Annotated in this window: 22 protein-coding genes and 1 pseudogene; 12 read left to right on the top strand and 11 right to left on the bottom strand. The window is 74.5% G+C overall.

Going from position 1 to position 24282, the window contains the following annotated elements; translation table 11 throughout:
- Positions 1-42: 42 nt before the first annotated feature.
- The 6 genes from PV789_RS24260 to PV789_RS24235 form a co-directional block, all read right to left on the bottom strand.
- The gene (locus PV789_RS24260) at positions 43-1008 is read right to left on the bottom strand and encodes a glycoside hydrolase family 113 protein (RefSeq protein ID WP_274974700.1); all 966 of its coding nucleotides are present in this window, start codon (positions 1006-1008) and stop codon (positions 43-45) included.
- 227 nt (positions 1009-1235) lie between these two features.
- Positions 1236-1877: a GNAT family N-acetyltransferase gene (locus tag PV789_RS24255; RefSeq protein WP_274974699.1), complete on the bottom strand. Its 642-nt coding sequence runs from the start codon at positions 1875-1877 to the stop codon at positions 1236-1238.
- Between the two features lie 163 nt (positions 1878-2040).
- The gene (locus tag PV789_RS24250) at positions 2041-2676 is read right to left on the bottom strand and encodes a GNAT family N-acetyltransferase (RefSeq protein WP_274974698.1); all 636 of its coding nucleotides are present in this window, start codon (positions 2674-2676) and stop codon (positions 2041-2043) included.
- A gap of 51 nt (positions 2677-2727) precedes the next feature.
- Positions 2728-3480, bottom strand: a complete 753-nt coding sequence (locus tag PV789_RS24245) for a TrmH family RNA methyltransferase (RefSeq protein ID WP_274974697.1) — start codon at positions 3478-3480, stop codon at positions 2728-2730.
- A 36-nt stretch (positions 3481-3516) separates the two neighbouring features.
- Positions 3517-3906 carry a hypothetical protein gene (locus PV789_RS24240; protein WP_274974696.1) on the bottom strand — a complete coding sequence of 130 codons (390 nt, stop codon included), beginning with the start codon at positions 3904-3906 and terminating at the stop codon, positions 3517-3519.
- A 50-nt stretch (positions 3907-3956) separates the two neighbouring features.
- A complete protein-coding gene (locus tag PV789_RS24235) occupies positions 3957-4340 on the bottom strand; it encodes a DUF3054 domain-containing protein (protein WP_274974695.1) in 384 nt (127 codons plus the stop codon).
- 280 nt (positions 4341-4620) lie between these two features.
- Here PV789_RS24235 and PV789_RS24230 point away from each other — a divergent pair, with 280 nt between their 5' ends.
- Both PV789_RS24230 and PV789_RS24225 read left to right on the top strand, forming a co-directional pair.
- Entirely contained in the window at positions 4621-6546 is a 1926-nt protein-coding gene (locus tag PV789_RS24230; RefSeq protein WP_274974694.1) for a serine/threonine-protein kinase, read from the top strand.
- A 47-nt stretch (positions 6547-6593) separates the two neighbouring features.
- A complete protein-coding gene (locus tag PV789_RS24225) occupies positions 6594-8486 on the top strand; it encodes a serine/threonine-protein kinase (protein WP_274974693.1) in 1893 nt (630 codons plus the stop codon).
- A 109-nt stretch (positions 8487-8595) separates the two neighbouring features.
- Here PV789_RS24225 and PV789_RS24220 read toward each other — a convergent pair whose 3' ends face one another.
- Positions 8596-10794: a S9 family peptidase gene (locus PV789_RS24220; protein ID WP_274974692.1), complete on the bottom strand. Its 2199-nt coding sequence runs from the start codon at positions 10792-10794 to the stop codon at positions 8596-8598.
- Between the two features lie 117 nt (positions 10795-10911).
- On the opposite strand from PV789_RS24220, the gene mshB reads away from it, so the two are divergent.
- Both mshB and PV789_RS24210 read left to right on the top strand, forming a co-directional pair.
- Entirely contained in the window at positions 10912-11778 is an 867-nt protein-coding gene (gene mshB / locus PV789_RS24215) for an N-acetyl-1-D-myo-inositol-2-amino-2-deoxy-alpha-D-glucopyranoside deacetylase (RefSeq protein ID WP_274974691.1), read from the top strand.
- Positions 11779-11815: 37 nt separating this feature from the next.
- On the top strand, positions 11816-12364 hold the full coding sequence (locus tag PV789_RS24210) for a hypothetical protein (protein ID WP_274974690.1): 549 nt from the start codon (positions 11816-11818) through the stop codon (positions 12362-12364).
- Positions 12365-12563: 199 nt separating this feature from the next.
- On the opposite strand, the gene PV789_RS24205 is transcribed toward PV789_RS24210, so the two are convergent.
- The 3 genes from PV789_RS24205 to PV789_RS24195 all read right to left on the bottom strand — a co-directional run bounded on the left by PV789_RS24205 (position 12564) and on the right by PV789_RS24195 (position 15635).
- Positions 12564-13652, bottom strand: coding sequence for a site-2 protease family protein (locus tag PV789_RS24205; protein WP_274974689.1), 1089 nt, complete (start codon positions 13650-13652; stop codon positions 12564-12566).
- Between the two features lie 129 nt (positions 13653-13781).
- Positions 13782-15143, bottom strand: coding sequence for a hypothetical protein (locus PV789_RS24200; protein ID WP_274974688.1), 1362 nt, complete (start codon positions 15141-15143; stop codon positions 13782-13784).
- Between the two features lie 234 nt (positions 15144-15377).
- Entirely contained in the window at positions 15378-15635 is a 258-nt protein-coding gene (locus PV789_RS24195) for a putative acetyltransferase (RefSeq protein ID WP_248771979.1), read from the bottom strand.
- Between the two features lie 183 nt (positions 15636-15818).
- Between PV789_RS24195 and fdxA the strand changes: the two genes are divergently transcribed.
- Both fdxA and dapC read left to right on the top strand, forming a co-directional pair.
- Positions 15819-16139, top strand: a complete 321-nt coding sequence (gene fdxA / locus PV789_RS24190; RefSeq protein WP_013154907.1) for a ferredoxin — start codon at positions 15819-15821, stop codon at positions 16137-16139.
- A 206-nt stretch (positions 16140-16345) separates the two neighbouring features.
- Positions 16346-17452: a succinyldiaminopimelate transaminase gene (dapC, locus tag PV789_RS24185; protein ID WP_274974687.1), complete on the top strand. Its 1107-nt coding sequence runs from the start codon at positions 16346-16348 to the stop codon at positions 17450-17452.
- A gap of 298 nt (positions 17453-17750) precedes the next feature.
- Here the strand turns inward: dapC and PV789_RS24180 are convergent, their stop codons facing one another.
- Positions 17751-18632 carry a hypothetical protein gene (locus PV789_RS24180; protein WP_274974686.1) on the bottom strand — a complete coding sequence of 294 codons (882 nt, stop codon included), beginning with the start codon at positions 18630-18632 and terminating at the stop codon, positions 17751-17753.
- A 188-nt stretch (positions 18633-18820) separates the two neighbouring features.
- Here PV789_RS24180 and PV789_RS24175 point away from each other — a divergent pair, with 188 nt between their 5' ends.
- From PV789_RS24175 to PV789_RS24150, 6 genes and pseudogenes are all read left to right on the top strand, one after another.
- The gene (locus tag PV789_RS24175; RefSeq protein WP_047870545.1) at positions 18821-19657 is read left to right on the top strand and encodes a 2,3,4,5-tetrahydropyridine-2,6-dicarboxylate N-succinyltransferase; all 837 of its coding nucleotides are present in this window, start codon (positions 18821-18823) and stop codon (positions 19655-19657) included.
- A gap of 169 nt (positions 19658-19826) precedes the next feature.
- On the top strand, positions 19827-20891 hold the full coding sequence (gene dapE / locus PV789_RS24170; protein ID WP_274974685.1) for a succinyl-diaminopimelate desuccinylase: 1065 nt from the start codon (positions 19827-19829) through the stop codon (positions 20889-20891).
- Positions 20892-21026: 135 nt separating this feature from the next.
- Positions 21027-21812 (top strand): LOG family protein, encoded by a 786-nt coding sequence (locus PV789_RS24165; RefSeq protein WP_274974684.1) that lies wholly within the window; start codon positions 21027-21029, stop codon positions 21810-21812.
- 147 nt (positions 21813-21959) lie between these two features.
- Positions 21960-22323, top strand: a pseudogene (locus PV789_RS24160) (hypothetical protein); the annotation flags it as partial.
- 701 nt (positions 22324-23024) lie between these two features.
- Entirely contained in the window at positions 23025-23618 is a 594-nt protein-coding gene (locus tag PV789_RS24155) for a hypothetical protein (RefSeq protein WP_274974683.1), read from the top strand.
- 482 nt (positions 23619-24100) lie between these two features.
- The gene (locus PV789_RS24150; protein ID WP_013154899.1) at positions 24101-24268 is read left to right on the top strand and encodes a DUF3117 domain-containing protein; all 168 of its coding nucleotides are present in this window, start codon (positions 24101-24103) and stop codon (positions 24266-24268) included.
- Positions 24269-24282: the final 14 nt, after the last annotated feature.

The following is a 24282-nucleotide window of genomic DNA, read 5'->3' as shown; positions in this document are numbered from 1 at the left end:
CCTCGGGACGGCGGTCCTCGCCTCGGGGGCGGTGGGCCTCTCTCAGGCCCGATAGCGCCGCGCGACCGTGTGGAAGGCCTCCTTGGGCTCCCAGGACGACGGGTCGTCCCCGGCCGTGCGCACCACGCCGAACCCGGCCGCGTCCAGGTCGTACACGGGGTCCTCGCTGTGCGGGAAGCCCGGCATGGCGAACGTGAACACGAACGCGCCGTGCACCCCCCGCTCCCGGTACAGCCCCAGCAGCGCGTCCAGGTACCCGGCCTGCACGGCCTCGTTGCGCGCGGTGCCCCGGCGCAGGCGCGGCGGGTCGGCGAACCAGTTCACCGCGAGGAAGGACGCGGCCCCGCGCAGTTCGGCCCCGTCGTGGGCGCCGCAGCCGAACTCGGTGATCACCAGGGGCCTGCCGCAACCGTCCCGGAGCGCGTCCAGCCGCCGTTCGTAGGCGTCGGCGTCGGTCCCGGACCGGTACAGGTTCGCCCCGGCCAGGTCGAAGCCCGACCAGTCCACCTCCTCCCAGCCCCCGGCCCCGTAGGTCACCGGCCCCCCGAAGTGCTCGCGGGCCACGTCCAGGGCCGAGGCGAGCAGCGCGGCGAGCCTGCGCCGCATCCTGTGCTCGAAGGGGCGGCGCAGCCACGGGCGGGTGACGAACTGGAGGCGGACGGGTTCGCTCCCGCCGGGGAGCAGGCCCGGGGAGGTCAGCGAGAACTCGGTGCCGACCATGAGGGTCACGCGGCCGGGGTGCTCCAGGCGCAGCTCCTCGGCCATGCGGGCGGTGGCGGCCAGGTGCTCCAGCCGCTCGGCGACCGGCGGGTTCTCCGGCTGCGGGCGCACCCACACGTCCAGACCCGCCTCCAGGGCGGCGCGCGCGGCGGCCCGCTGCCGTCCGGTGTCGGCGCCGATCAGCATCACAGCGGTGCAGTGCAGGTCCTCGCGGATGACGCGCATGTCGCGCGCCGCCGCGTCCTCGGACACGCCGTCGGTGTGGTGGGAGATTCCTCGGATGTCCACGCGGCCATCCTGTCAGGGGGTCCGGTGGATCAGAAGGCCCCGATCGGTCCGCGTCGCCTTCAGGGCCCGCTCGCGGTCCGCTCCCGGCCGGTCTCCGCGTGCGCCGGGGCTCCGGAGACACAGGTCTCCGGAGCCGACGCGGCGGCGGACCGCCGGGCTTCGGGAGGCGCCGGAACCCCAGAGGCGCCGGAACCCCAGAGGAGGCGGGGCCGTCCGACGGGCGGGCCTCAGGGGGCGGCGGGGCGCAGCATGCAGTAGGTCGAGGGGGCCGCAGGGGGGTGGACCGCCCGCACCACCCGGAAGTCGTAGTCCTCGTAGCGGCCGATGTCCGCCGGGTCCGCCGTCTCCAGGTAGACCGGTACGCCGTCCGCGTCGGCCCGCGCCAGGCCCTGGCGCAGCAGCCGCGCCCCCGCGTCGGTCCCGTCCGCAGCGGCGGGGTCGGCGCCCAACACGCACAGGTACCAGTGCGGGCCCTCCGGCACCGACGCCCTGACCTCGCCGTTGTACCAGGTCAGCTCCGGCAGCCGGGACAGGCCCACCAGCCTGAACCAGTGCGGCAGCGACCTCAGCGGGACCGCCGCTCCCTCCCGTCCCGCGTCGGGCGGGGTCCACAGGGCCGCGCCGCGCACCACCGGGACACGCCCGGGGCCCTCCGGGGACTCCGCCACGGTGGCGTGGCCGCCGGGGACGTGCCCGAACCCGGCCAGCAGCGCGCACGCGCGGAAGTTCTGCGCCATGCGCAGGCCGTCGTCCGGGAAGAGCCACCGGAAGAGCGGGTCGTGGTAGAGGGCGCGGCTCAGCACCCCGGCCACGGCGGGCACGTCGTTCATGGTCGCGGTGCGGACCGCCTGTACCGCTGTGGGGGTCACGGGGGCTGCCTCTTCCCTGGGGCCGGGGTACCCCTGTACCCGGGGCTCCGATCACCGCTCATGGTAGGGCGGGAGACCGTCGCGGGTGGGGCGTTTCCCCGGGAAGGGGAGGCCCTCCGGTGAGGGGCGGCTCCCCGGGGAGGGGCGGCGGGCCCGCGGGCCCTCAGGAGGGGTCGCGCAGCAGGAAGTAGTTGGTTCCCGCCTCGGGGCCCTCCGCCTCCCGGACCAGCCGGAACCCGAACCGCTCGTAGAAGCCGACGGTCTTGGGGTTGAGCGTCTGGGTGAACACCGGCAGGCCCTGGGAGTCGGCGCGGTCCAGACCCGAGGTGAGCAGCCCGCCGCCGACGCCCGTGCCGACGGCGGCCGGGTCCACGCCCAGCGCCGCCAGGTACAGGTGGGGTTCCTGGGGCGCGGCCAGCTTCCACTCGGCGAACACGCGCACGAACGCGGCCAGGCGGGTGCGGCCGATCAGGGGGCCCCAGTGCGGCCAGGTGCGCAGTGACACCAGCTGGCCCTCCGGGTTGGCGGTGGGCGGAGCCCACAGCGCCGCGCCGCGCACCACCGGCGCGTCCTCGCTGCCGTCCCTGGTCTCGGCGACGCGGGTGTCACCCGAGGGGACGTAGCCGAAGCCCGCGGTCAGGGCGAAGAAGCGGCGCGTCCGGGCCATCCGCAGCTCGTCGTCGGGGAACAGCCACCGGAAGAGCGGATCCTCCTGCGCTGACCTGGCCAGAACGCGCGCGACACCGGCGACGTCGTCGATCGTGGCGGTACGGGAGGCTGCTGTGACGGTTGGACTCATCCCGGAATCTCTCTGATAGGGGCCTTTCGGCCATGGTAGATCACGGAACCATCACGACAGTGCCGTGGTGGGGGCCGGGGCGTCCGCGGAGAAGGCGGCCGGGACCGGCTGGTCGAACACGTGGGCCCGCACCCAGGCGTGCATGGCGATCGCGGCCGCGGCCCCGGCGTTGATCGACCGGGTCGAACCGAACTGGGAGATCGACAGCACCGCCCGGCACACCCTCCGCACCTCCTCGGAGAGCCCCGGGCCCTCCTGGCCGAACACCAGCACGGCGTTCCTGGGCAGCGGATAGGTCTCCAGCGGCACCGAACCCGGCAGGTTGTCCACGCCGAGCAGCGCCAGCCCGTGCTCCTCGGCCCAGGCCACCAACGCCTCGGTGTCGGGGTGGTGGTGGACGTGCTGGTAGCGGTCGGTCACCATCGCGCCGCGCTTGTTCCAGCGGCGGCGGCCCACGATGTGCACGGCCGCGCACCCGAACGCGTTGGCGGTGCGCACGACCGAGCCGATGTTGAAGTCGTGCGTCCAGTTCTCCACGGCGACGTGGAAGGGGTGGCGCACGGTGTCGAGGTCGGCCACGATCGCCTCGCGCCGCCAGTACCGGTAGCGGTCCACGACGTTGCGGCGGTCACCGCCCGCCAGCAGTTCGGGATCGTAGTGGTCGCCCTCGGGCCAGGGGCCCTCCCACGGGCCCACGCCCACCTCGCGCGCCTCGTCCTCACCGGCTCCGTCCGAGGGCGCGCGGGAGGCGGGACCGCGGACGGAGCCGGAGGGAGGCGACTGGGGTGCGGGGTGCTCGTTCATCTGTTCCAGCTTACGAACGCTCCGCGGTGGGACCTCCTACAGGTGGATGTCCCCGTGGAAGTCACGGCCCTGGAACACGCGAGCCCTGCCGCTGACGTCCCCCTGGATGCTGTTGTGCACGGCCCCGTCGCCCTCTTGGACGAACTCGCCGCGCAGCTCCGCCATCAGCGAGCGGATCGCGGGCTCCTCGGCCTCGGCCCGCTCCAGGCGCTCGGCGACGGCGGCCAGCGCCCCGGGGTCCTCCGGCTCCAGGAGGGCGTCGTCCAGGACCTGCTGGGATTCGGGGTCGGAGCGAAAGCGCGCGAAGACCGCCTTGCGCAGGGACTTGAAGGCGGCGACGGTGCCTTCGGTCGCCGCTTCGGTGATCTTGCCGACCGCGCCGGTGACGACGGCGGCGGTGATGGCGAGGGTGACGGGATCGGCCACGGGGGGCTCCTTCGCGAGGGTGGTTGTGTTCCGCCACCCAGTGTTCCCTCTCAGACGCGGCGCTGTCTCCTCTTCGCGACGACGAGCGCCACCCAGCGCCAGCCGAGCATGGTCGCGGCGAGGAACAGGGCGGTGACGATGACGAAGCTGGTCGGGGCGCCCTCCCCGAGGAACACGCGTACCGCCATCCCCCCGACCACGGTCACGGCCCACACGAACAACCCCGTCGGCCAGATCCGGACAGGGGCGGTCCAGGCACGGGTGACCGCCCAGCCCAGGACCGTCCCGGCGGCGAAGGGCCACGCGGTCCAGGCGATCTCGGCCAGGGCCGTGCCGGTCCCGTGGTCGGTCCTGCCGATCACGACGAAGGCCAGCACGCAGACCAGGTCGGCCAGCAGCGCGGCCAGGGCGCGCGGCGCGGTGGAGGAACGCATACGGCCAGGCTATGCCCGGGTCGGGGGAACGTCCGGGCGGGGCGGGTGGAGCGCCGCGACGTGTCGGCGGACTCCGGTCCCGGCCGGGGCGGTGGTGCGGGCGGGAACCAGCGAGGCGGACGGTGGGGACGGGAAGACAGTGGACCGGGTGGAGTGCGCGCGAACCACGACCGTCGCGGCCGTGTCCTAGGTTGGTGTCCGCCGACGGCTCCGCTCTCCGGCGCCGTTCGTGCCCCCGGCCCCACCCGAACCCCCGACAACAGAAGGTCGTCCACGCCACATGAGCGCAGCCCCCTCGCCCATGCACCCCGGCTCCGCGCCGCCTCCCCTGCCGCCCGGCGTGCGGCCGCTCGCCTCCGACGAGCCCCGACGCGTCGGCCCCTTCCGGGTGGTGGGCCGGATCGGCTCGGGTGGCATGGGCGTGGTCTACGCGGCGCTGGACGACGCCGACCGGCGGGTGGCGGTCAAGTGCGTGCACCGGGTCTACGCGGCCGACGGTGGGTTCCGGGAGCGCTTCGCCCGGGAGGTCGCCCTGCTGCGCCGGGTGCGCGCGGCCTGCGTGCCCGGCTTCCTGGGCGCCGACACCCGTGCCGAGGTCCCCTGGCTGGCCACCGAGTACGTCCCCGGACCGACCCTGGACGCCCGCGTGCGGGCCCACGGACCGCTCACCGGCGCGGCCCTCACCGCGTTCGCGCTGGGCGTGGCCGAGGCCCTGACCGCGATCCACGGCGCGGGCGTGGTGCACCGCGACCTCAAACCCGGCAACGTGATCCTGTCCCCGCGGGGTCCGAGGGTGCTGGACTTCGGTATCGCCCGGACGGTCGACGGCACCGCGCTCACCCGGACCGGCGGACTGGTCGGTACGCCGGGCTGGACCTCCCCGGAGCAGTACGCGGGCGGTGAGGCCACCGACCGCTCCGACATGTTCGCCTGGGGCGGGCTGACGGCCTTCGCCGCCACCGGACGCAACCCGTTCGGCGCGGGCGGCACCGACACCCTGGTGCCGCGCGTACTGGCGGAGCCTCCGGACCTGGAGGGCCTTCCCGGGGCCCTGCGCGCGCTGGTGGAGCGGGCCTTGGACAAGGACCCCGCGCGGCGTCCGGACGCGGCCGCGGCGCTGCGGGAGACGGCCGCGCTGCTGCGCGCCGCTCCGGGCGGGGCGGGTGCCTCCGGTGCGACGGGCGCCCAGGCGGGCGGTCCCACGGCCGGTGCCGCTCCGGCGGGTGCCTTCGCCGCGGCTGCTCCCGGAAGCGGCGTTCCCCCGGCGGGCGCTCCCGGGAACGGCGCCACCGGCCCCGGTACGGACCCCGGCGCGGACCTCCCCGGGCTCGTTGCCCGGGTCTGGGCCGGCGCCGTCGCCCCCGACGACGGCCGGACCGACCTCTGGCGCTTCCACGCCCCGCCCCGGCGCTCCTGGGCGCGCCGCAACCAGCGGCCCCTGGCGGTCGGCGCGGCCGGACTCGCGCTCGCCGTGCTGGTCGGGACGGGGCTGACCGCCCTCTCCGGGGCAGGGGAGGAGGGATCCGTGGCACCGGGCGGTGCCACCGCCGACGGGGGGACCGCCACCTCGGGCGCCGCCGACGGCGCGGGGCAGGGCGGCCCGGGGGAGGACGTCCCCGCCGAGTACCGGGACCTGTACACCACCGGGACCGTGGCCGTGGAGCCCGTCCCCGGCGACAGCGCCCAGCTGGTCCGCACGCTCGAACCCGCGGAGGGGAGCGGCGAGGCGCTGGAACAGCTGCGGCTGACCCTCACCCGCGGGGAGCGCTTCACGAACTCGGTCACCGTCACGGCCACCGCCGAGTACCTCCCCGACTTCGGCGGCCTGAACGTCCACAGCGACGACTTCGCCTGGGTGAGCCAGATCACCCCCGACCAGGGCCACCTCGACTTCTCCCGGCCCGGCAGCCGGGGCGTGCTCGCCGAACTCGACCCGGACGACCCCGTGGCCGAGTTCACCGTGACGATCGTCGGCGCCGTCACCTTCGGCGTCTTCTACTACCTGCCCGCCGAGGCCCTTGACGAGGAGCAGCGGATCACCCCCGGCTACCCCGGCGGCTTCTGCCACGTGGCACCGAACCCGGGCCGCGAGCAGACCTACCCCGGCTTCACCGACTCGCCGGGACTCGCCCCGCACGACGCCACCCCTGTCGACGGAGTCCCCGTCAACAGCTGCGTGTACCAGGAGTCCGACCCGTTCTCCTGAGCCGCGCCCACCGCCTCCGACCCCCCGACCCCCAGGAAGGGCCCACGTTGACCACAGCGACCACTCCCGCCTTCGACCGGAAGCGGCTTCCCCCCGGCGTGGAACCGCGCACCGGGGCCGACCCCGAACGCATCGGCGGCTACCACGTGGTCGGCCGCGTCGGAGCGGGCGGCATGGGAGCCGTCTACGCCGGCCTGGACCCGGCCGACGGCTGCGCCGCGGTCAAGGTCGTCCACGCCCACTTCGCCGCCGACCCCGACTTCCGGGCCCGCTTCGCCCGCGAGGTGGAGATGGTCAGGCGGGTGCGCGCGGCCTGCGCGCCCGCGTTCCTGGACGCCGACACGCAGGCGGACACGCCGTGGCTGGCCACCGAGTACGTGCCCGGCCTGACCCTGCGCCAGCACGTGCGGCGGCACGGGCCGCTCTCCGGGGGCGTCCTGCTCGCCCTGGCGGTCGGCCTCGCCGAGGCGCTCACCGCGATCCACGGCGCGGGCGTGGTGCACCGCGACCTCAAGCCCGGCAACGTCATCCTGTCCCCGGCCGGCCCGAAGGTGCTCGACTTCGGGATCGCCCGCGCGGTGGAGGGCACCGCGCTCACCCGCACCGGCGGCCTGTTCGGCACCCCGGGGTGGGTGGCGCCGGAGCAGTACGAGGGGCGGGCCGCCAGCGACCGCTCCGACATGTTCGCCTGGGCGGGCCTGGTCGCCTTCGCCGCCACCGGCCGCGATCCCTTCGGCAGGGAGTCCGCCGAGGTGGTGTCCCACCGGGTCCGCAACGGCGAGCCGGACCTGGACGGGGTGCCGCCCGAACTCCTGGAGCCGGTGCGGCGGGCGTTCGACAAGGACCCCGGCCGCAGGCCCACGGCGGCCGAGGTGGTCACCGAGCTCACCTCCGGCTGGAACGCCACCCGGGTCCAGCCGTTCCAGGGCGACCCGGTCACCGAGGTCGTCCCCGGCCTGCTCGCCACCGAGTGGCGGGGGGTGGAAGCGCCCGCGCCCCGCCGGGTCCGCCGGTCCGGCCGGACGCCGCTGCTCGCGGCCACCGCGGCCGTCCTGGCCGCCGCGCTGGTCGGGACCTGGCTGGTCGTGCGCCCCGAGGACGGCCGGGAGACCGCGGGCGGGGGAGCCGCCGACGGGGGTTCCGCGACCGGGGACGAGGCGGGCGGCGGCGAGGGCGCGGCGGACACCGGGGAACCCGCCGTGCTGGCCGATCCCGAGAACGCGCAGGCGGTGGTGGCCGAGGCCGTCGAGCTGGCCCTCGGCGCGTCGAGCTTCACGGCCTACTCCGCGACGAGGGACGCCGAGATGGGCACGGGGAGCACGACCAGCTACTCCTACACCGAGGACCCCGAACCCAGGTACTTCCAGAGCGTCTACGCGGGACCGGCCACCTTCATCACCCTGGAGATCGGCGAGGGGCCCGACGACGTCCTGGCCCGCACGGACTCCAACCTGGTCGGGTTGGTCGAGGGCGCGTACTACCGCCCCGCGCCGGGGGATCCGGAGGAGGGGCCCCGGGCGGGCTGGACGTCCGACGTGGAGTCCCTCCGGGCCGTCCTCGGCGAGGGGAGCCGGACCAGCTACCAGGGTGAGTCGGCGCCCCCCGTCACCGACTACCCCGAGGACATGACCGAGGGCATCGACCTGAGCGGGCGCACGGGGCACCACTACACCGGAACCTACGCCGGGGAGTCGGCCGCGGCCCCGGGCCAGGAGGCGGAGCTCACCTTCGACCTGTGGATCGGTGAGGACGGCTACCCGCAGCACTTCCAGACCTACGAGTCCGCGGAGGAGGAGGGCGTCAACGGCGCCTTCATGACCGGGCACTCCACGACCGTCGGCTTCCTCCAGTTCAACGGACCCGTGCAGGTCGAGGTCCCCGAGGAGTCGGAGATCGCCGCCAGCCAGGAGGAGGCGGCCCCGCAGACCGGGACCGGCTGAGCGCCGCACGCGGGCGCCCGTGAGGAACCCGGGAGGGGCTCCCGGGACGGCAGCGCCGCCGGACCCGCCCCGGTGCCGCGCCGTCCCGCGCGCGGCACCGGGGCGGGGGCTACCCCTCGCCGCGCAGGTTCTCCTTGAGGAACTCCACCTGGAGCAGCATCAGGTTCTCCGCGACCGTCGGGTCCGAGGGCGAGTGCGTCACCCCCGACAGCGGCAGCACCGTGTGCGGGCGCCCCGCCGCCATCAGCGCCGACGACATCCGCTGCGTGTGCGCGAAGGCCACGTTGTCGTCCGCCAGGCCGTGGATCATCATCAGCGGGCGCTCCAGCTTGGCCGCCTCCGCCAGGAGCGAGCTGCGCCCGTAGGCCTCCGGCTCGCCCCCGGGGGTGCCCAGGTAGCGCTCGGTGTAGTGGGTGTCGTACAGCTCCCAGTCGATGACCGGCGCGCCCGCCACCGCCGCGTGGAACACGTCCGGGCGGCGCAGCACCGCCAGCGCCGCCAGGTACCCGCCGAACGACCAGCCGTGGATGCCCACCCGCGACACGTCCAGGAAGTCGAACCGCTCCGACGCGTCCTCCAGCGCCGCCACCTGGTCCTCCAGGACCGGTGCGGCCAGGTCGAGGTGGACGCTCTGCTCCCACTCCACCCCGAGGCCCGGGGTGCCCCGGCCGTCCGCGATGAGCACCGCGAACCCCTGTTCGGCGTACCACTGGGCGGTCAGGTACGCCCCGCGCGCGTTGAGCACCCGCTGGGCGTGCGGGCCGCCGTAGGGCGCCATCAGCACCGGCAGCGGGCGCAGCCCCTCCCGGTACCAGGAGGGCAGCACCAGGGCGCTCGGGATCCGCCGCTCACCGGCGCGCCAGAACTCCACGCGCGGCTCCGGCAGGTCCGGGGCCTCGGCCAGGCTCTCGATCTCGGAGCAGGACCGGCGCGTCTCGGTGCCCGCGCCGCGCAGCACCACCGTGTGCGCGCCGGGGAAGTCCATCGACCGGTGCTGCACCACCAGCGTGTCGCCGCGCAGCCGCCCCGAGCGCACGCCGCTGTGCGCGCCCGAGTCCGCGGACCTGCTGCACCCGTGCCCGGGCACCTCCACCGGCGCGGCCAGGCCCGTGCCCAGCTCGACCAGCCACAGCGACACGTCCGCGGGGCTCCCGGCGGGCGAGCCCGAGTACAGGACCCGGTCGCCGTCCACGTCCACCACACCGCGCACGTACACGTCCGGGGGGCTGACCGGGGCGTCGCCGACGTAGACCCGGCGCTCGCCCCCGGCCTCGCGGCCGATCCACACCAGGTCGCCCGCACCGGTGAACGCGGGAACGCCCGGCATCAGCTCGACCCACACGCCGTCGGACTCGGTGCGCGACTCCACCACCAGGCCGGTCGCGGGGTCGGCGCTGAACAGGGTCAGCGTGCGCTGGTCGCGGCTCTGCGCGGTGAACACCACGGTGGGCGTGCCGTCCGGCCCGGTCGTCCAGCCGACCGTGGCCAGGTAGGGCAGGGCCCCGCGGTCCCACTCGATCCAGGCCGGTTCCGGCCGCCCGCCCCCGCTCGGGCCGACCCGGAACACTGCCAGGCGCACGTCGGCGTTGGCGCCGCCCGCGGGCGGGTAGCGCAGGGCCGTCGGCTCCTGGGCGGGGCTGCCGGGGTCGGAGACGTACCAGGTGTTCACCCCGGACTCGTCCACGCGCGCGACGGCGAGCGCGGAGCCGTCCGGCGCCCACCAGAAGCCCCGGTAGCGCCCCATCTCCTCGGCGGCCACCAGTTCGGCCAGGCCCCACGTGACGTCGGGGCCGTCCGGTTCGGCCACCGGGCGGTCGCCGTGGTCCGGTTCTGCGGCGGCGATGTCCAGGACGCGCACCGCGCCGCCGCTGACGTAGGCGACCCTGTCGCCCGCCGGACTGATGCGCGGGTCCACGACGGGAGTGGCGGCGGGCAGCTCGCGCGGAGCGGTGTCGTCGCCGACCAGGTCGACGTAGAACAGCCGCCCGGACAGGGTGAACACCGCGCGGGTGAACGCCTCGTCCACCGAGTACGACACGATCCCGCCGCCGCTCTCGCGCAGCCGCTCGCGGCGGGCCCGCTCCTCCGGCGGGAGGTTCTCGTCGTCGGCGCCCAGGGAGCGGGGGTCGGCGACCACCGTGTCCGTGCCCGCCCCTTCCGTGTCGTGCACCCACAGGCAGGTGGCCTTGTCCACCCCGTCGCGTCCCCGGAGGAAGGCGACGCGCCGTCCGTCCGGCGAGATCTGGAACGCGCGGGGGACACCGATCGAGAAGCGCTGCGTGCGGGCCTGTTGGCGAGGAAAGCTCATAGGCCGATTGTGTCCCATGCCGCACCCGCGCGGGGAGCCGGACGGCGGCCCGATGCCCCCCGGTGGAGAGTGCGGTGCGGGAGGTGGCGGGCGGATGCGACCGGTATCGTTCGCTACGTGACTGACAGGCGACTGATGATGGTGCACGCGCACCCCGACGACGAGAGCATCGTCACCGGAGCCACCCTGGCCAAGTACGCGGCCGAGGGGGCCGGTGTGACCCTGGTGACCTGCACGCTGGGGGAGGAGGGCGAGGTCATCCCGGACGACCTCGCGCACTTGGCCTCCGACCGCGAGGACACCCTCGGCGAGCACCGGATCGGCGAGCTGGACAAGGCCTGTCTGGCGCTCGGCGTGCGCGACCACCGCTTCCTGGGCGGCCCCGGCCGCTACCGGGACTCGGGGATGACGGGCGCGCCCACCAACGAGCACCCCCGCGCGTTCTGGGGCGCGGACGTGGAGGAGGCCGCCACACTCCTGGCGCAGGTCATCCGCGAGGTCCGCCCGCACGTGCTGGTCAGCTACGACGAGCACGGCGGCTACGGGCACCCCGACCACGTCCAAGCGCACAGGGTCGCGCGCCGGGCCTTCCTCCGGGCGGGGGAGCGGTCCATGCCCGGCACGCCCTGGCAGGTCCGCAAGCTCTACGCGATCGCCCAGCCGGTCTCGCGCATCGAGGAGTCCATCGCGCGGCTGAGCGAGGAGTCCGGCTCCTTCACCCCGCCCGCCCGGGTGTCCGACATCGCCCGGGGCACCCCCGATACGGCGGTGACCACCCGCGTGGACGCCACCGACCACTGGGCGGCCAAGGCGCTCGCGATGCGCGCCCACGCCACGCAGATCACGGTGGAGGGCGAGCGCTTCGCCCTGTCCAACGACATCGCCCAGGAGATCGACGCCGTGGAGTACTTCACCCTGCTGGTGGGGCCCACGCAGCGCATCCAGCACGGGGAGTACGAGACCGACCTGTTCGCGGGGCTGTGACCGCGACCGGTGGGAGCGAGCGTCTAACCTCGTCGCTGTGACCACCACACCTGAGACCGCCCCGCCCGCCGAGGGCAAGACCTCCGCCCGTTTCCTGTCACCGGTACTGACAGGGACGACCCTCGTGGTCCTGCTGCTGCTCGGCGCCGCGGCGAGCATGCTCGCCACCACCGGCGCGGGCTGGCTGACCCTCTACTGGGGCGCGGGTACGGCGGTCCAGGCCGCGGGCGCGTTCGGGCTGCTGGCCTTCCTGGTGCTGCTGTACGGCGCGTGCCGCCTGTGCGCGTGGGGCAGCCGCCGCGCCTCCGGGGCGGCGGCCTTCGCGCTCGGCTACCTGGCCGCGCTGATCGGGATGATCGGCTACATGCCCGGCGGCGACATCGTGCTCACGAACCACATCATGCACAACGCGTACCTCTTCGGGGTGATGCTCGTGCTGGTGTTCGCCGTGATCCGCAGCTGGTCGTTCGCCCCGCCGCCCGGTTCCCCGAGTGCCGCGGCGCCCGGAGCCGACGCGCCGCCCGCCGCCGGGGGCTACCGGCGGGCGCGGCCCTCCGACAGGGCGCGGCCCTGGCGCGAGGGCTAGGCAGTGCTTTCTCGGGCCTCCGCTTCGCTTCGTCCCACCCGTCGCCCGCCACCAACCTCAGCGGACGCCTGCGGCGCGGTTCTCCCACGGAAACCCGCCTCCGCCACCTCCAGAACCCCGTGGGCGCCCGAACCAACCCTCAAAAGCGGGAGGCCCGTGAGGCGAGCGCCTCACGGGCCTCCAGCGGCCCCGGTTCCGGTCAGGCCCAGAACTGGAGGAGCAGTTCGCCGTAGAAGGCGATGCCGCGGAACACCGGGTTGGGCAGCACCAGGTCGAACAGGCCGTACACCGCGTCCACCAGCAGGTCGTTCAGGCCCGGGAACCACAGGACCGCGAACACGGCCACCGAGCCGAACAGGGCGTTGGCCCGGGCCGTGGCGACCCACGTGCCGCGCGTCCAGGCTGCCAGCATCTCGAAGCCGTCCAGACCGGGCACGGGCAGCAGGTTGACCAGGGCGGCCGTCAGGTTCGCGAAGCACAGGAAGGCCATCGCCGAGATCGCCCAGTTGGTCGTGTCGTTGCCCGGGGGCACCAGGACGGACACGGTGACCGCGAACGCTGCGGCCACCAGGAGACTGGCAAGCGGTCCGGCGAGCGCCACCAGGACGCGGCGGCCCCGGGAGGGGATGCGGTCCCAGTCCACGTAGGTGGGCGGACCGGTCATGCCGAAGGCGCCCAGGCCCAGGTAGGCCGAGGGCAGGACCAGTCCGGCGAAGGCCTGCCGGTAGGCGAACGGGTTCAGCCTCAGGTAGGCGCTGCCGCGCAGGGAGCGGTCACCGGCCAGGTAGGCGGCGAGCGCGTGCGCGAACTCGTGCACGGCCAGGGAGGCGATCCAGCAGAGCAGGATGAACAGCGGCGGGACCAGCGGGGTGACGCTGGTGCCCTCGGCGGCCCACTCCAGCTCCGCGGCGGTCCACGACAGCCAGCCCGCGAACCCCGTCAGGCCCAGCAGCAGCACGAACACCGGGCTGGGCAGGAAGTCCGCCCGGCTCCCGGGGCGCGCGGCGTCGGGGCCGCTCGTTGAGGCGGCGTCCTCCGAGGCGTCCGGGGCGGCGTCCCCGGTGGCCTCCGGGGGCGCGGACGGGGCCTTCGCGTCCTCCGCCCCCGCGGCGTCCCGGGGACGGGCGCCGGTTCCGGAGCCCCCTGCGCCGGGGCCCTCGGTGTCCCGTCCCAGGTCGGGCCGGTTGAGGGCGTCCTCGGGCATCTGCTCCCACGGGTCGGCGACTGCCCCGCCGGCCTCGGGCACGTCGGTCGTCTCCGCCTTGCGCGGCGGCTCGGGCGCGGGCATGGTGCTCCTGCTGGTCTCGGATGGTTCGCGCTCCAGGTTAGGCCCTGGTCGGCACCCGTTCGCAGCGGGTGGCCGATGAGGGGCGCGGTAGGAGGGCGGCCCGGGGCGCGGGAGGGGACGGCCCGCCGGTCAGACCACGGCCCGCGGCGCCACCGCCGACTGGTGCAGGCACGCGATCGCGAACGCCCGCCCCGGCGCGGTCAGCTCCCGGCGCCCCGCGCCGTCGTCGTCGGTGAGCAGGCCGAGGGTCTCCAGCAGCCAGCTCACCGCCATCACCAGGGCGCGCACCTGGTCCGAGGCGGCCTCCGCGGTGCGCCGGTGCGACGCGGCGTGCCTGCCCGAGGGCGCCGGGGGCTCTGCCGGGACCCACCCCGACTCGGTCAGCGCCCTCTCGGCCGCCTCCACGTCCGACTCGCCGCGGCGCGCGTGCGAACCGCTGCCCTGCGGGGTGCGCGCCAGCAGCATGCCCAGCAGTGTCTCCGCCGCGGCCTGGTCCAGGCCCCCGGTGCGGCACAGGGTCTCGGTGGCCGCCCGCCACAGCGCCTCGGGGTCCTCCCGCAACTGGCGCCCGCGCCGCGTCAGGACCAGGCGGCGGCCCGACCTGCGCACCGCGCGCATCCCCCGCAGCGCCTGGTGCAGGGCGATGAGCTGGGTGGCGTCGGTCTCGCTGCGCGGCGGCTCGGGGGTGGTCCGCCACCCGAAGTCCTCGCACATCTGGCGCACCACGCCCGGCGAGATGTAGCCGATCTGGGTGAGCGCGATCCCCTCCGCGGCCAGGTCCAGCAGCCGCTGGAGCGGCGCCATCGCGGCCTCGGCGCCGCGCGGCACGTCGGCGCCCGCGATGATCTGGCCCACCAGCGGCCACAGGCGCTGTCGGTGCGGGTGCGCGGACGAGCTCAACCAGGCGCGCACCCGCTCCTCGCGGATGCGGTCCAGGTGGCTCAGCCCCCGGTTGTCCGGCTGCGTGAGGAAGGAACGGGCGAACCGCTCCTGGGCGGGCCGCCACCCGCGCTTGCCGGGGCGCACGTCGCCCAGGGTGATCGCCAGCTCCAGCGCCGACGCGGTCTCGTCGCGGGCCACGATCTCGGCGTCGCCGACCGCCGTCCCCCAGGTCAGCTCGGGCAGGTCCGGCGGCTCCACGCCCGACTCCCACATGAGCCGCTCGTACATCGCCAGGCCCGCGGCGTGGTCGCCGTCGTAGACGGTGAGCAGGGCCGAGGTCTCCGGCGCCGAGCAGATCTGCGCGTACCGGTGCAGCTGGAGGAGGGCGAAGAGGCTGCTCAGGGCTCTGACCGCGAACAGCCGGTCCTCGGCGCGGTCGTGGAAGCGGACCGGCAGCTCGAACCAGCAGAACCGCTGGACGGCGTGCTGGTTGAGCCTCTCGATCTCCTGCTCCGGAGCCAGCGTGTCCAGGGCCGACCGGGCCATGTCGGCCGCCCGCTCGTCCCGGCGTGCCAGCTCGGCGAGGGCGGACGCTACTGCTTCGCGCATGACGGGCGCTCACCACCTCCCCGCGTACCGGCGCCCGTTCCGCGTGGATGTGCCGCCGGGGGCGCGATGCTTCGTTGTCGGTTCCCCGGCGGACCGGCTGGACCCGCCGCGGAACTGTGCGTTTTCTACCCCGCAGGGCCCGAAGAATGCCACTGTCCAGGCGCGACCTGCGCGCCTCGCGACGCCCGCCGGGCGGACGCCGTCTCACTCCGTGGAACCCGGAACGCACGGGGCTCAGGGCGTTCGCGGCGGATTCCCGCCGCGGCGGCGAGGGGGCACGGGGGGAACGACCCGGCTCGCGGCGATCGTCGACTCGGCGACCTCCACCGCGGAGCCGTCACGGCGGCGCACGGTGAGGACGCCGTCGTCCCAGGACTCCACGACACCGACGATATCGGTGAACCCGCCCTCGGGGAGGCGTATTCGTACGGAGACGCGCCGACCGATGTCGGCGGGAGAGATCCTGTGGACCAGACGTCCTCCCATGTGCAAGGAAATGCCCCCCGATTGTGCGCTGGGTGTTCTCCGCCGTCATACTAGGACTACGACATCTGTGCCAATTGCTTGCAGAGCCCGGGAACAGGGGCCAGGGCGCCCGCACGCCGGTCCCGGCCCGGAGTCTGCGAAGATCCCCGCCTCCCCCGTGGGACGCGGGGGTGAGACAAGGAGTACGACGTGACCTACGTCATCGCGCAGCCCTGTGTTGATGTACTGGACAAGGCGTGCATTGACGAGTGCCCCGTGGACTGCATCTACGAGGGCGACCGCATGCTCTATATCCACCCGGACGAGTGCGTTGACTGCGGTGCGTGTGAGCCTGTCTGCCCGGTGGAGGCCATCTACTACGAGGACGACCTCCCCGAGCAGTGGTCCGACTTCTACAAGGCCAACGTCGACTTCTTCGACGACCTGGGCTCCCCGGGCGGCGCCTCCAAGGTCGGCAAGATCGACCGCGACCACCCGCTCGTGGCCAAGCTGCCGCCGCAGGCCGAGTAGCCCGGCGGCGCGCCGGGCGGGTTCCGGCGCTCCGGGGCCGGGAACGCTCGCGGCACCCCTATGGCGCAGAGGGTGCGCGGGCCCACCGGCCCGGCTTGGACGACGTCTCGCGCCGACCCCCGTGGCGGGGGTCGGCGCGATTCCTGTGTGACGTGCGGTCCTGTGTGACCTGTGGCAACAGACCCGACCTGGATGGAGTAAGTGCGATGGCCGAGCGGCGACCCGTGGCGAAGCGGCTCCCGACCTTCCCGTGGGACCGGCTGGCGCCCTACAAGCGCAGGGCCGCCGAGCACCCCGACGGCATCGTCGACCTGTCCGTGGGCACCCCCGTGGACCCGGTGCCCGCCCTGCTGCGCAAGGCCCTCGCCGACGCCGCCGACGCGCCCGGCTACCCCCAGACCTGGGGCACGCCCGCGCTGCGCGCCTCCGTCGCGGGCTGGCTGGAGCGCCGCCACGGCGTGCGCGTCGAGGAGGGCGCCGTCCTGCCCACCGTGGGCTCCAAGGAACTCGTGGCCTGGCTGCCCACGCTCCTGGGCCTCGGCGCGGGCGACACGGTCGTCCACCCCGAACTGGCCTACCCCACCTACGACATCGGCGCGCGCGTGGCCGGGGCCACCCCGGTGGCCTCCGACGGCCTGACCTCGCTCGGCCCCGCCCCCGTCGGCCTGTTGTGGGTGAACTCGCCGAGCAACCCGACCGGCCGGGTGCTGGGCACCGCGCACCTGCGCAAGGTCGTGGAGTGGGCCCGCGAGCGCGGCGCGATCGTGGCCTCCGACGAGTGCTACCTCGACCTGGGCTGGGACGGCGCCGAACCGGTGTCCATCCTGCACCCGGACGTGTGCGGCGGCTCCCACGACAACCTGCTGGCCGTGCACTCGCTGTCCAAGCGCTCCAACCTGGCCGGGTACCGTGCGGCCTTCGTCACCGGGGACCCCGCGCTGGTCGAGGAGCTGCTGGCGGTGCGCAAGCACGCCGGGATGATCGTCCCCGCGCCCGTCCAGGCGGCCATGAGCGCCGCCCTGGACGACGACGCGCACGCCGCCGAGCAGAAGGAGCGCTACCGCTCCCGCCGCGCCAGGCTGCGTGAGGCCCTGGAGGGCGCGGGCTGGCGCATCGGGCACTCCGACGCCGGGCTGTACCTGTGGGCGGCCCACCCCGACCACGACGCCTGGGGCGCGGTGGCCCACCTCGCCGAACGCGGTGTGCTGGTCGCCCCCGGGGACTTCTACGGCCCGGCGGGCGCCGGACACGTGCGCGTGGCGTTCACCGCCACCGACGAGCGGGTCGAGGCCGCGGTCGAGCGCCTGGCCTGAGGCCGGGCCGCCGTCCGGGCGGCCCCGCCGGTCGTCCACAGGCGGACGGAGGCGGTGGCCGCCGCGTGCCGGGGTGTGGTCCCCTTGTCGTATCGGGGGCCCACCCGCCCCGGTGCCATGCGGCGTGCCCGCCTGTCCGCCCGGGCTGCCGGGCGTCCGGCAACCGGCGCCCGGGACCGTTCCGCGGCCCACCATCTGAACCGGTCCGCCACCCGGACCGGCCCACTACCCGAGCCGGTCCGCCACTCGAAGCGGCCCGCCACCCGAGCCGGTCCGCGAACCGTCCCGGACCACCGGATCACTCCAGGACCAGGCCGCCCCCGGTGTCGCCCCCGTCGGCCACCGCCCAGTCCTCGGCGTCGTCCGTGCCGTCCGAGGCCCGCCACCGCTGCCCGTCGTAGGACACCGACGTCAGCCCGTACTCCTCGGCGTGGGCCACCGCCCACAGGGCCATCGCCCAGCCCAGGTCGCCGGTCCGCGGCTCCTCGTCCCCGTCCGGCGGCAGGTCCGCCGGGGCGGCGCCGAACACCCGCTCCATCTCCTCCAGGGCGGCTTCGGTGTCCGCCTCGCCGGACCGCAGGTCCGCCAGCCCCTCGGTGCCGTACCAGCACGTCAGCGCGGCCCCCTGCGTGCCGGTGAAGACCTCGGCCATCCGCGTGGACAGGCGCTCGTGCTGGTCGTAGGCGTAGCCGTCGGCGCTGCGCTGCACCGCCTGAGCCGCCTCGTAGACCGGGATGGACCTCCAGCCATCCACCTCCACCAGCTCCTCGTAGAACGAGCTGCTGGCGTACACCGGGTCCAGGATCTGCTCCGGGTCGCCCCACTCCTGCGAGGGCCGCTGCTGGAACAGCCCCAGGGAGTCCCGGTCGCCGTACTCCACGTTGTAGAACGCCGACTCCTGCCACACCGTCGCGAAGGCGATCGTCACGGCCTCGGGGGGCAGGTCCCGGCCGAACGCCACGCCTCCCACCGTGGCCGCGCTCGCGGCCTGCGCGTTCTCCATCGGGTACCGGCCGTCGGACATCGTCAGGCGGCAGCCGGGCTCGGGCGGGGGAGTGGTGTCGATCGGCTCGAACGTGGTCAGCACGTAGTAGGCCCCCGCGACGAGCGAACCGCAGACGAGGACCAGGGAGAGCAGGATCTTGACGAAGGCGGAGAGCCTCCGGCGCTTACTGGGCACGGGCGAACCAAGGGTCGGCGACAGGTGAACGCTCCGCACCGGCAGGGGGCGTCGCGCGGGGGCGCACGCGGCGCCACGGCCGCATTGTAGCCGCCGCCCGCCGCGGTGGCGGGCCGTGCGCGGAGGTGACGGCCGCCTCGGGGAGGGCGTGCCCCCGCACCCGGAGCGAGCGGCTAACGTGTGTGCACATGACCAGCTCGTACTCCAGCCCGCTGCCCGACCGCATCGACGAACTCTGGGAGAGCCGCGCCGAGCTCACGCCCGGCCACACCGAGGCCCGTGAGACCATCATCGGCGCGATCGACCAGATCGACGAGGGCAAGGCCCGCGTGGCCTTCGTCGACCCCTCCACCGACGAGGTCGTGGTCGACGAGCGCGCCAAGCGCTCCATCCTCCTCGGCTTCAAGGTCCTGGAGATGAAGGAGTCGCACGTCGGCGACTTCTACCACCACGACCGCATGCCGCTCAAGACCCGCTTCGACGGCGTCCGCGTCGTCGCCGGCGCGATCGCCCGCTGGGGCTCCTACCTCGCCCCCGGCGTCGTCCTGATGCCGTCCTTCACCAACATCGGCGCCCACGTCGGCTCCGGCACGATGGTCGACACCTGGGCCACGGTCGGCTCCTGCGCCCAGGTCGGCGAGAACGTCCACCTGTCCGGCGGCGTCGGCGTCGGCGGCGTCCTCGAACCGCCGCAGGCCTCCCCGGTGGTCATCGAGGACGACGCCTTCCTCGGCTCCCGCAGCATGGTCGTCGAGGGCGCCCGCGTGCGCAGGGGCGCCAAGCTCGGCGCGGGCACCATCCTCACCTCCTCCACCCGCGTGTTCGACGCCGAGACCGGCGAGGAGCTCCCTCGCGGCGAGGCCCCGGCCTGGTCGGTGTGCGTCACCGCCAACCGCGCCAAGAGCTTCCCCGGCGGCGACTTCGGCATGCCGGTGCTGCTCGTGCTCAGGCGCCTGAAGGAGGGCGAGGAGCACGACAAGCTCGCGCTCAACGACCTGCTCCGCGAGCACGGCGTCAACGCCTGACCCGTCCGCACCCGACCGGGGCGCCCTTTCCGCACGGGAGGGCGCCCCGTCTTGTCCCACGGTGAGTTCCGGTCGCACACCCGGTTGCCCCAGACTGGGGGACAGTGATCCGGAGCGGGGGGGCACCCCCGGTCCGACGGCTTCCAACCTCACCGAAACGGGGCGACACATGCTGGACCTGACCTCGGACGCCGCGGCCCTGACCGCCGCACTCGTGGACACCCGATCCGAGAGCGGCGACGAGAAGGTCCTCGCCGACGCGGTCGAGAGCGCCCTGTCGGCCCTGCCCCACCTGCGCGTCAGCCGCGACGGTGACGCCGTCGTCGCCCGCACCGACCTGGGCCGCCCCCGCCGCGTCGTCGTCGCCGGGCACATCGACACCGTCCCCATCGTGGACAACGTGCCCTCCCGCGTCGTCGGCGACCGCCTCTACGGATGCGGCACCTCGGACATGAAGGCCGGTGTCGCCGTCCAGCTCAGGATGGCCGCCCTGGTCGCCGAGCCGGTGCACGACGTCACCTACGTCTTCTACGACAACGAGGAGGTCGACGCCTCCCGCAACGGCCTGCTCCGCCTGGCCCGCAACCACCCGGAGTGGCTGGCGGGGGACTTCGCGGTCCTCATGGAGCCCACCGACGGCGTTATCGAGGGCGGCTGCCAGGGCACCATGCGCGTGGAGGTCACCACCCGGGGCAAGCGCGCCCACAGCGCCCGCTCCTGGATGGGCGTGAACGCCATCCACGGCGCCGGAGCCGTCCTGGACGTCCTGCGCGCCTACACCCCGCGCGAACCCGAGGTGGAGGGGCTGCGCTTCCACGAGGGCCTCAACGCCGTGGCCATCGAGGGCGGGGTCGCGGGCAACGTCATCCCCGACGAGTGCGTGGTCCGGGTCAACTACCGCTTCGCCCCCGACCTGTCCGTCGCCGAGGCCGAGGCGCACCTGCGCGAGGTCTTCGCCGGGTTCGAGGTCGCCGTGGTCGACGCCGCCGCCCCCGCCCGCCCCGGGCTGGACGAGCCCTCGGCCGCGGCGTTCGTCACCGCGGTGGGGGAGGGCAGTGCCCGCGCCAAGCTCGGCTGGACCGACGTCTCCCGCTTCTCCGAGTTGGGCGTGCCCGCCGTCAACTACGGCCCCGGCGACCCGACGCTCGCCCACACCAAGGACGAGTACGCCGAGATCCCCCGCATCCGCGAGGCCGAGGAGCGCATGGTCGCCTGGCTGTCGGGCGCCCGCTGAGCCCCGCCGCGCCCCGGTCGGCGGGTCCGTGGCCAGTCCCGACACCGGCCGGGGCGGCGAAAAGGCCGCTTGCGGCCACCCGGGTGAAACGTGTGGTTCAGGTGTGAGCAGGTTCCACGCGGATAGCTTTACGTCATGACGGAAGAAGAAGAGACCGTACGACGCGCCGGGCCCCTCACCTACCGGGGCGACTCCATCCCCAACACCACCACCGACCAGCGCCTCCTCGACCAGCGGGGCCCCACGGACTGGGTGCACACCGACCCCTGGCGGGTGCTGCGCATCCAGTCGGAGTTCGTGGAGGGCTTCGGCCTGCTCTCGGAGCTGCCCTCGGCGGTGAGCGTGTTCGGCTCGGCCCGCCTGCGCCCGGGCAACCGCTACTACGACATCGGTGTCCAGATGGGCGCCAAGCTGGCGGAGGCCGGGTACGCCACCATCACCGGCGGCGGGCCGGGGATGATGGAGGCGGCGAACAAGGGCGCCCAGCAGGCGGGCGGGCTGTCGGTCGGGCTCGGCATCGAGCTGCCGTTCGAGCAGACGCTCAACGACTACGTCGACATCGGGGTGACCTTCCGGTACTTCTTCGTCCGCAAGACGATGTTCGTGAAGTACTCCCAGGCGTTCGTGGTCCTGCCCGGGGGCTTCGGCACCCTGGACGAGCTGTTCGAGGCGGCCACCCTCGTGCAGACCAACAAGGTCACCCGCTTCCCGATCGTGCTGATCGGCACCGAGTTCTGGGGCGGGATGCGGGACTGGATCCGCTCCAGCCTGCTGGAGAACCAGCTCATCAAGTCGCACGACATGGAACTGGTCCAGGTGACCGACGACCTCGACGAGGTGGTCGACATCATCCGCAAGTCCCACCTGGACATCCACCGCCAGCACGAGCAGTCGGAGGTCCACCCCGGCCCCGAACAGTAGGGGCGCCGGGCAGTAGGGGCGCCGGGCGGACGGCGGCGCACGGCCCCGGCCGCGCGCCGCTCCGGCGCGGTGGCCTCGGCGGGGTGCGGCCGCGGCCGACCGCGACGGCCGTACCCGGCCCGGGCGGCGTGTGGCACGATCGTGTCCGTGCCTGTTCTCATCATGGTCCTCGTCGCCGCCGCCGCGCTCGCCGTCCTCGTGGGCGTCGTCTACATCGTGCTGGGCAAGGGCGGCCAGCTCGCCCGCTTCGAGGCCGACCACCCCCCGCTCGCCCTGCCCGAAGACCGGCCCGTCAAGGCGTTCGACCTGGGCCGCCTGATGCTGCCCCTGGCCATGTGGGGCTACCACGTGCGCGCCGTGGACGAGCTGCTGCTGCGCCTCACCGCCACGCTGCGCGAGCGCGAGGAGCACATCGAGGACCTGGAGTGGCGCCTGTCGCGCCTGGACCCCTCCTACGTTCCGGAGGGCACCGGCCCGGTCCCCGGGGCGCACCTTCCCGGCGACGCCTACGCCCCCGGGCAGGGCGCTCCCGGCCCCGCCGGGGCCGGGAGCACTGCGGTCGCGGGCTTCGGGAGCGGTGCCTTCCGGCCCGGGTACGCGACCGGACCGGCGGGCCCCGCCGGCCGGGGCTTCGCGCCCGCCGGGGACGCGGGGACCACCGCGCCCATGGGTGCCACGGGGGCCACCGCGCCCACCGAGGTCATCGGGGGCGAGGACACCCCGGAGGCCGCGGACGAGCGGGAGGCCGGGGAGGACGTGGAGAGCGCCGCGCGCTCGGAGGGCCCCGGGGACCCCGGGGCCTCACGGAGCCCCGAGCCCGCCGGGGGTTCCGGGTTCGACCGGTACCCCGGATCTGCGGGGGGTTCCGAGTCAGCCGGGAGTTCCGAGTCCGCGCCGGGCTCCGGGGGCGCGGAGGGCTCCGCCGGGACCGGGGAGCGCCCCGGCGTGGCGGGGGGATCCGGAGCCTCGGACGCCTCCGACGCCTCCCCGTCGCGCGGCGACGAGCGCTGACCCCGCACCCAAACCTGTGGCGCGGGTCACGTTTGGCTGTGCCGCTCTGACCTGGCCTTCGCCTTTTTCTATGCCGTGCATCACAGCCCCCGTGCGGTTGTAGGGCGAAACCTGCGGGTTCGGGTGCTCTATCCTCGGTCGCTGTATCCGCGTTCCCCCCGCTCCGCCGGAGCGGGTGCATCACCGTTGAGGATGGCGAGGATGGACACAGCAGCCGAACTGGAGTCGGGAGCCGACGACCGGCGCGAAGAGCCCGCTTCCTCCGTGACAGCCGCCTCCCCCGTGCAGCTGTCCCTGTGGCCGCCGCCCAGGTCGACCCGGCACAGCGGCAGGCGCCGCCGCCAGTTCACCGTTCTGGGCGCGGTCGCGCTGGCCGTCCTCCTGATCGGCGGAGGGGCCACCGCGTGGGCCCTGCTGGCCGACGGCGAAGAGGCCGCGCAGGAGGCCGTCGCCCCGGCGGAGGACTTCGTCGGATCCTGGGCGGGCGAGATGGTCCAGGTGAACACCGAGGGCCAGCACGTCGCCGACTGGCACGCCGAGGTGCGGATCGAGGAGGGCGCCGAGCGCGGCAGCACCGCCTGGACGACCTTCGCCTGCTCGGGGACGCTCGTGCTGTCCGCGGGCGACAACGACCGGCGCGTCTACGCCTACACCGAGACCGCCGACCCCGAGGACCGCTGTGTCGACGAGGCCGAGCTGACTGTGTCGCCCGTCGCGGGCGGCGGACTGAGGGCGGAGTGGTCCTCGGTCACCGACGAGGGCACCCGGATGACGTCGACGGGTCCCCTGAGCTGATCCGGTCGTCCGGATCGCCGCCCGCCCCGGGCGCTGGTCCGGCCGCCGGGAGGCGGTACCGTCCCGGAGCCGTCCGACCGCGGTCCCCGGGGCGAAGAATTTCCCATGGGGACGAAAGCCCAGTTCGGGGATGTCGTTCAGGTGCAGCCGGACTGTCGGGTCCGGTCCGCCGCCTCCGGGTGGGGCTTGCACGGACCTCCGTGCGCTCACCGGGTTTCGGCCAGTACCGATATAACCTTACTCACCGACGTTTCCTCGTTGGTGAAAACCGCCGGAGGCGGCCCGGCCGCCGACTGGCGCACACACGGGGGCCAACCTCCGAGATAATGGTCGAAGAGTGATTCACGTCCCTTAAGCCACACGGGCGCGAGTCACGCGGAACCGGCCTACGGCTCCGGAGCCGAGACGGGCCAAGCGGATCGGCGCCGGTGCTGTGGGTCGGCCCCGGTCACCCGCGAGGAACACCTAGAAAGGGGAATGGCATGGCGGCGATGAAGCCGAGGACCAGCGACGGGCCGATGGAGGTCACCAAGGAGGGTCGCGGCATCATCATGCGGGTCCCGCTGGAGGGGGGCGGACGCCTGGTCGTCGAGCTGACGCCGGCCGAGGCGACCGAACTCCGGGACGCGCTCAAGGGTGTCGTCGGCTAGGTCCGGCACCACGT

Origin of the sequence: Nocardiopsis camelliae (assembly GCF_028993595.1) — a bacterium.
GTDB lineage: Bacteria > Actinomycetota > Actinomycetes > Streptosporangiales > Streptosporangiaceae > Nocardiopsis > Nocardiopsis dassonvillei.
This window is presented reverse-complemented; position numbering and strand designations above follow the sequence as displayed.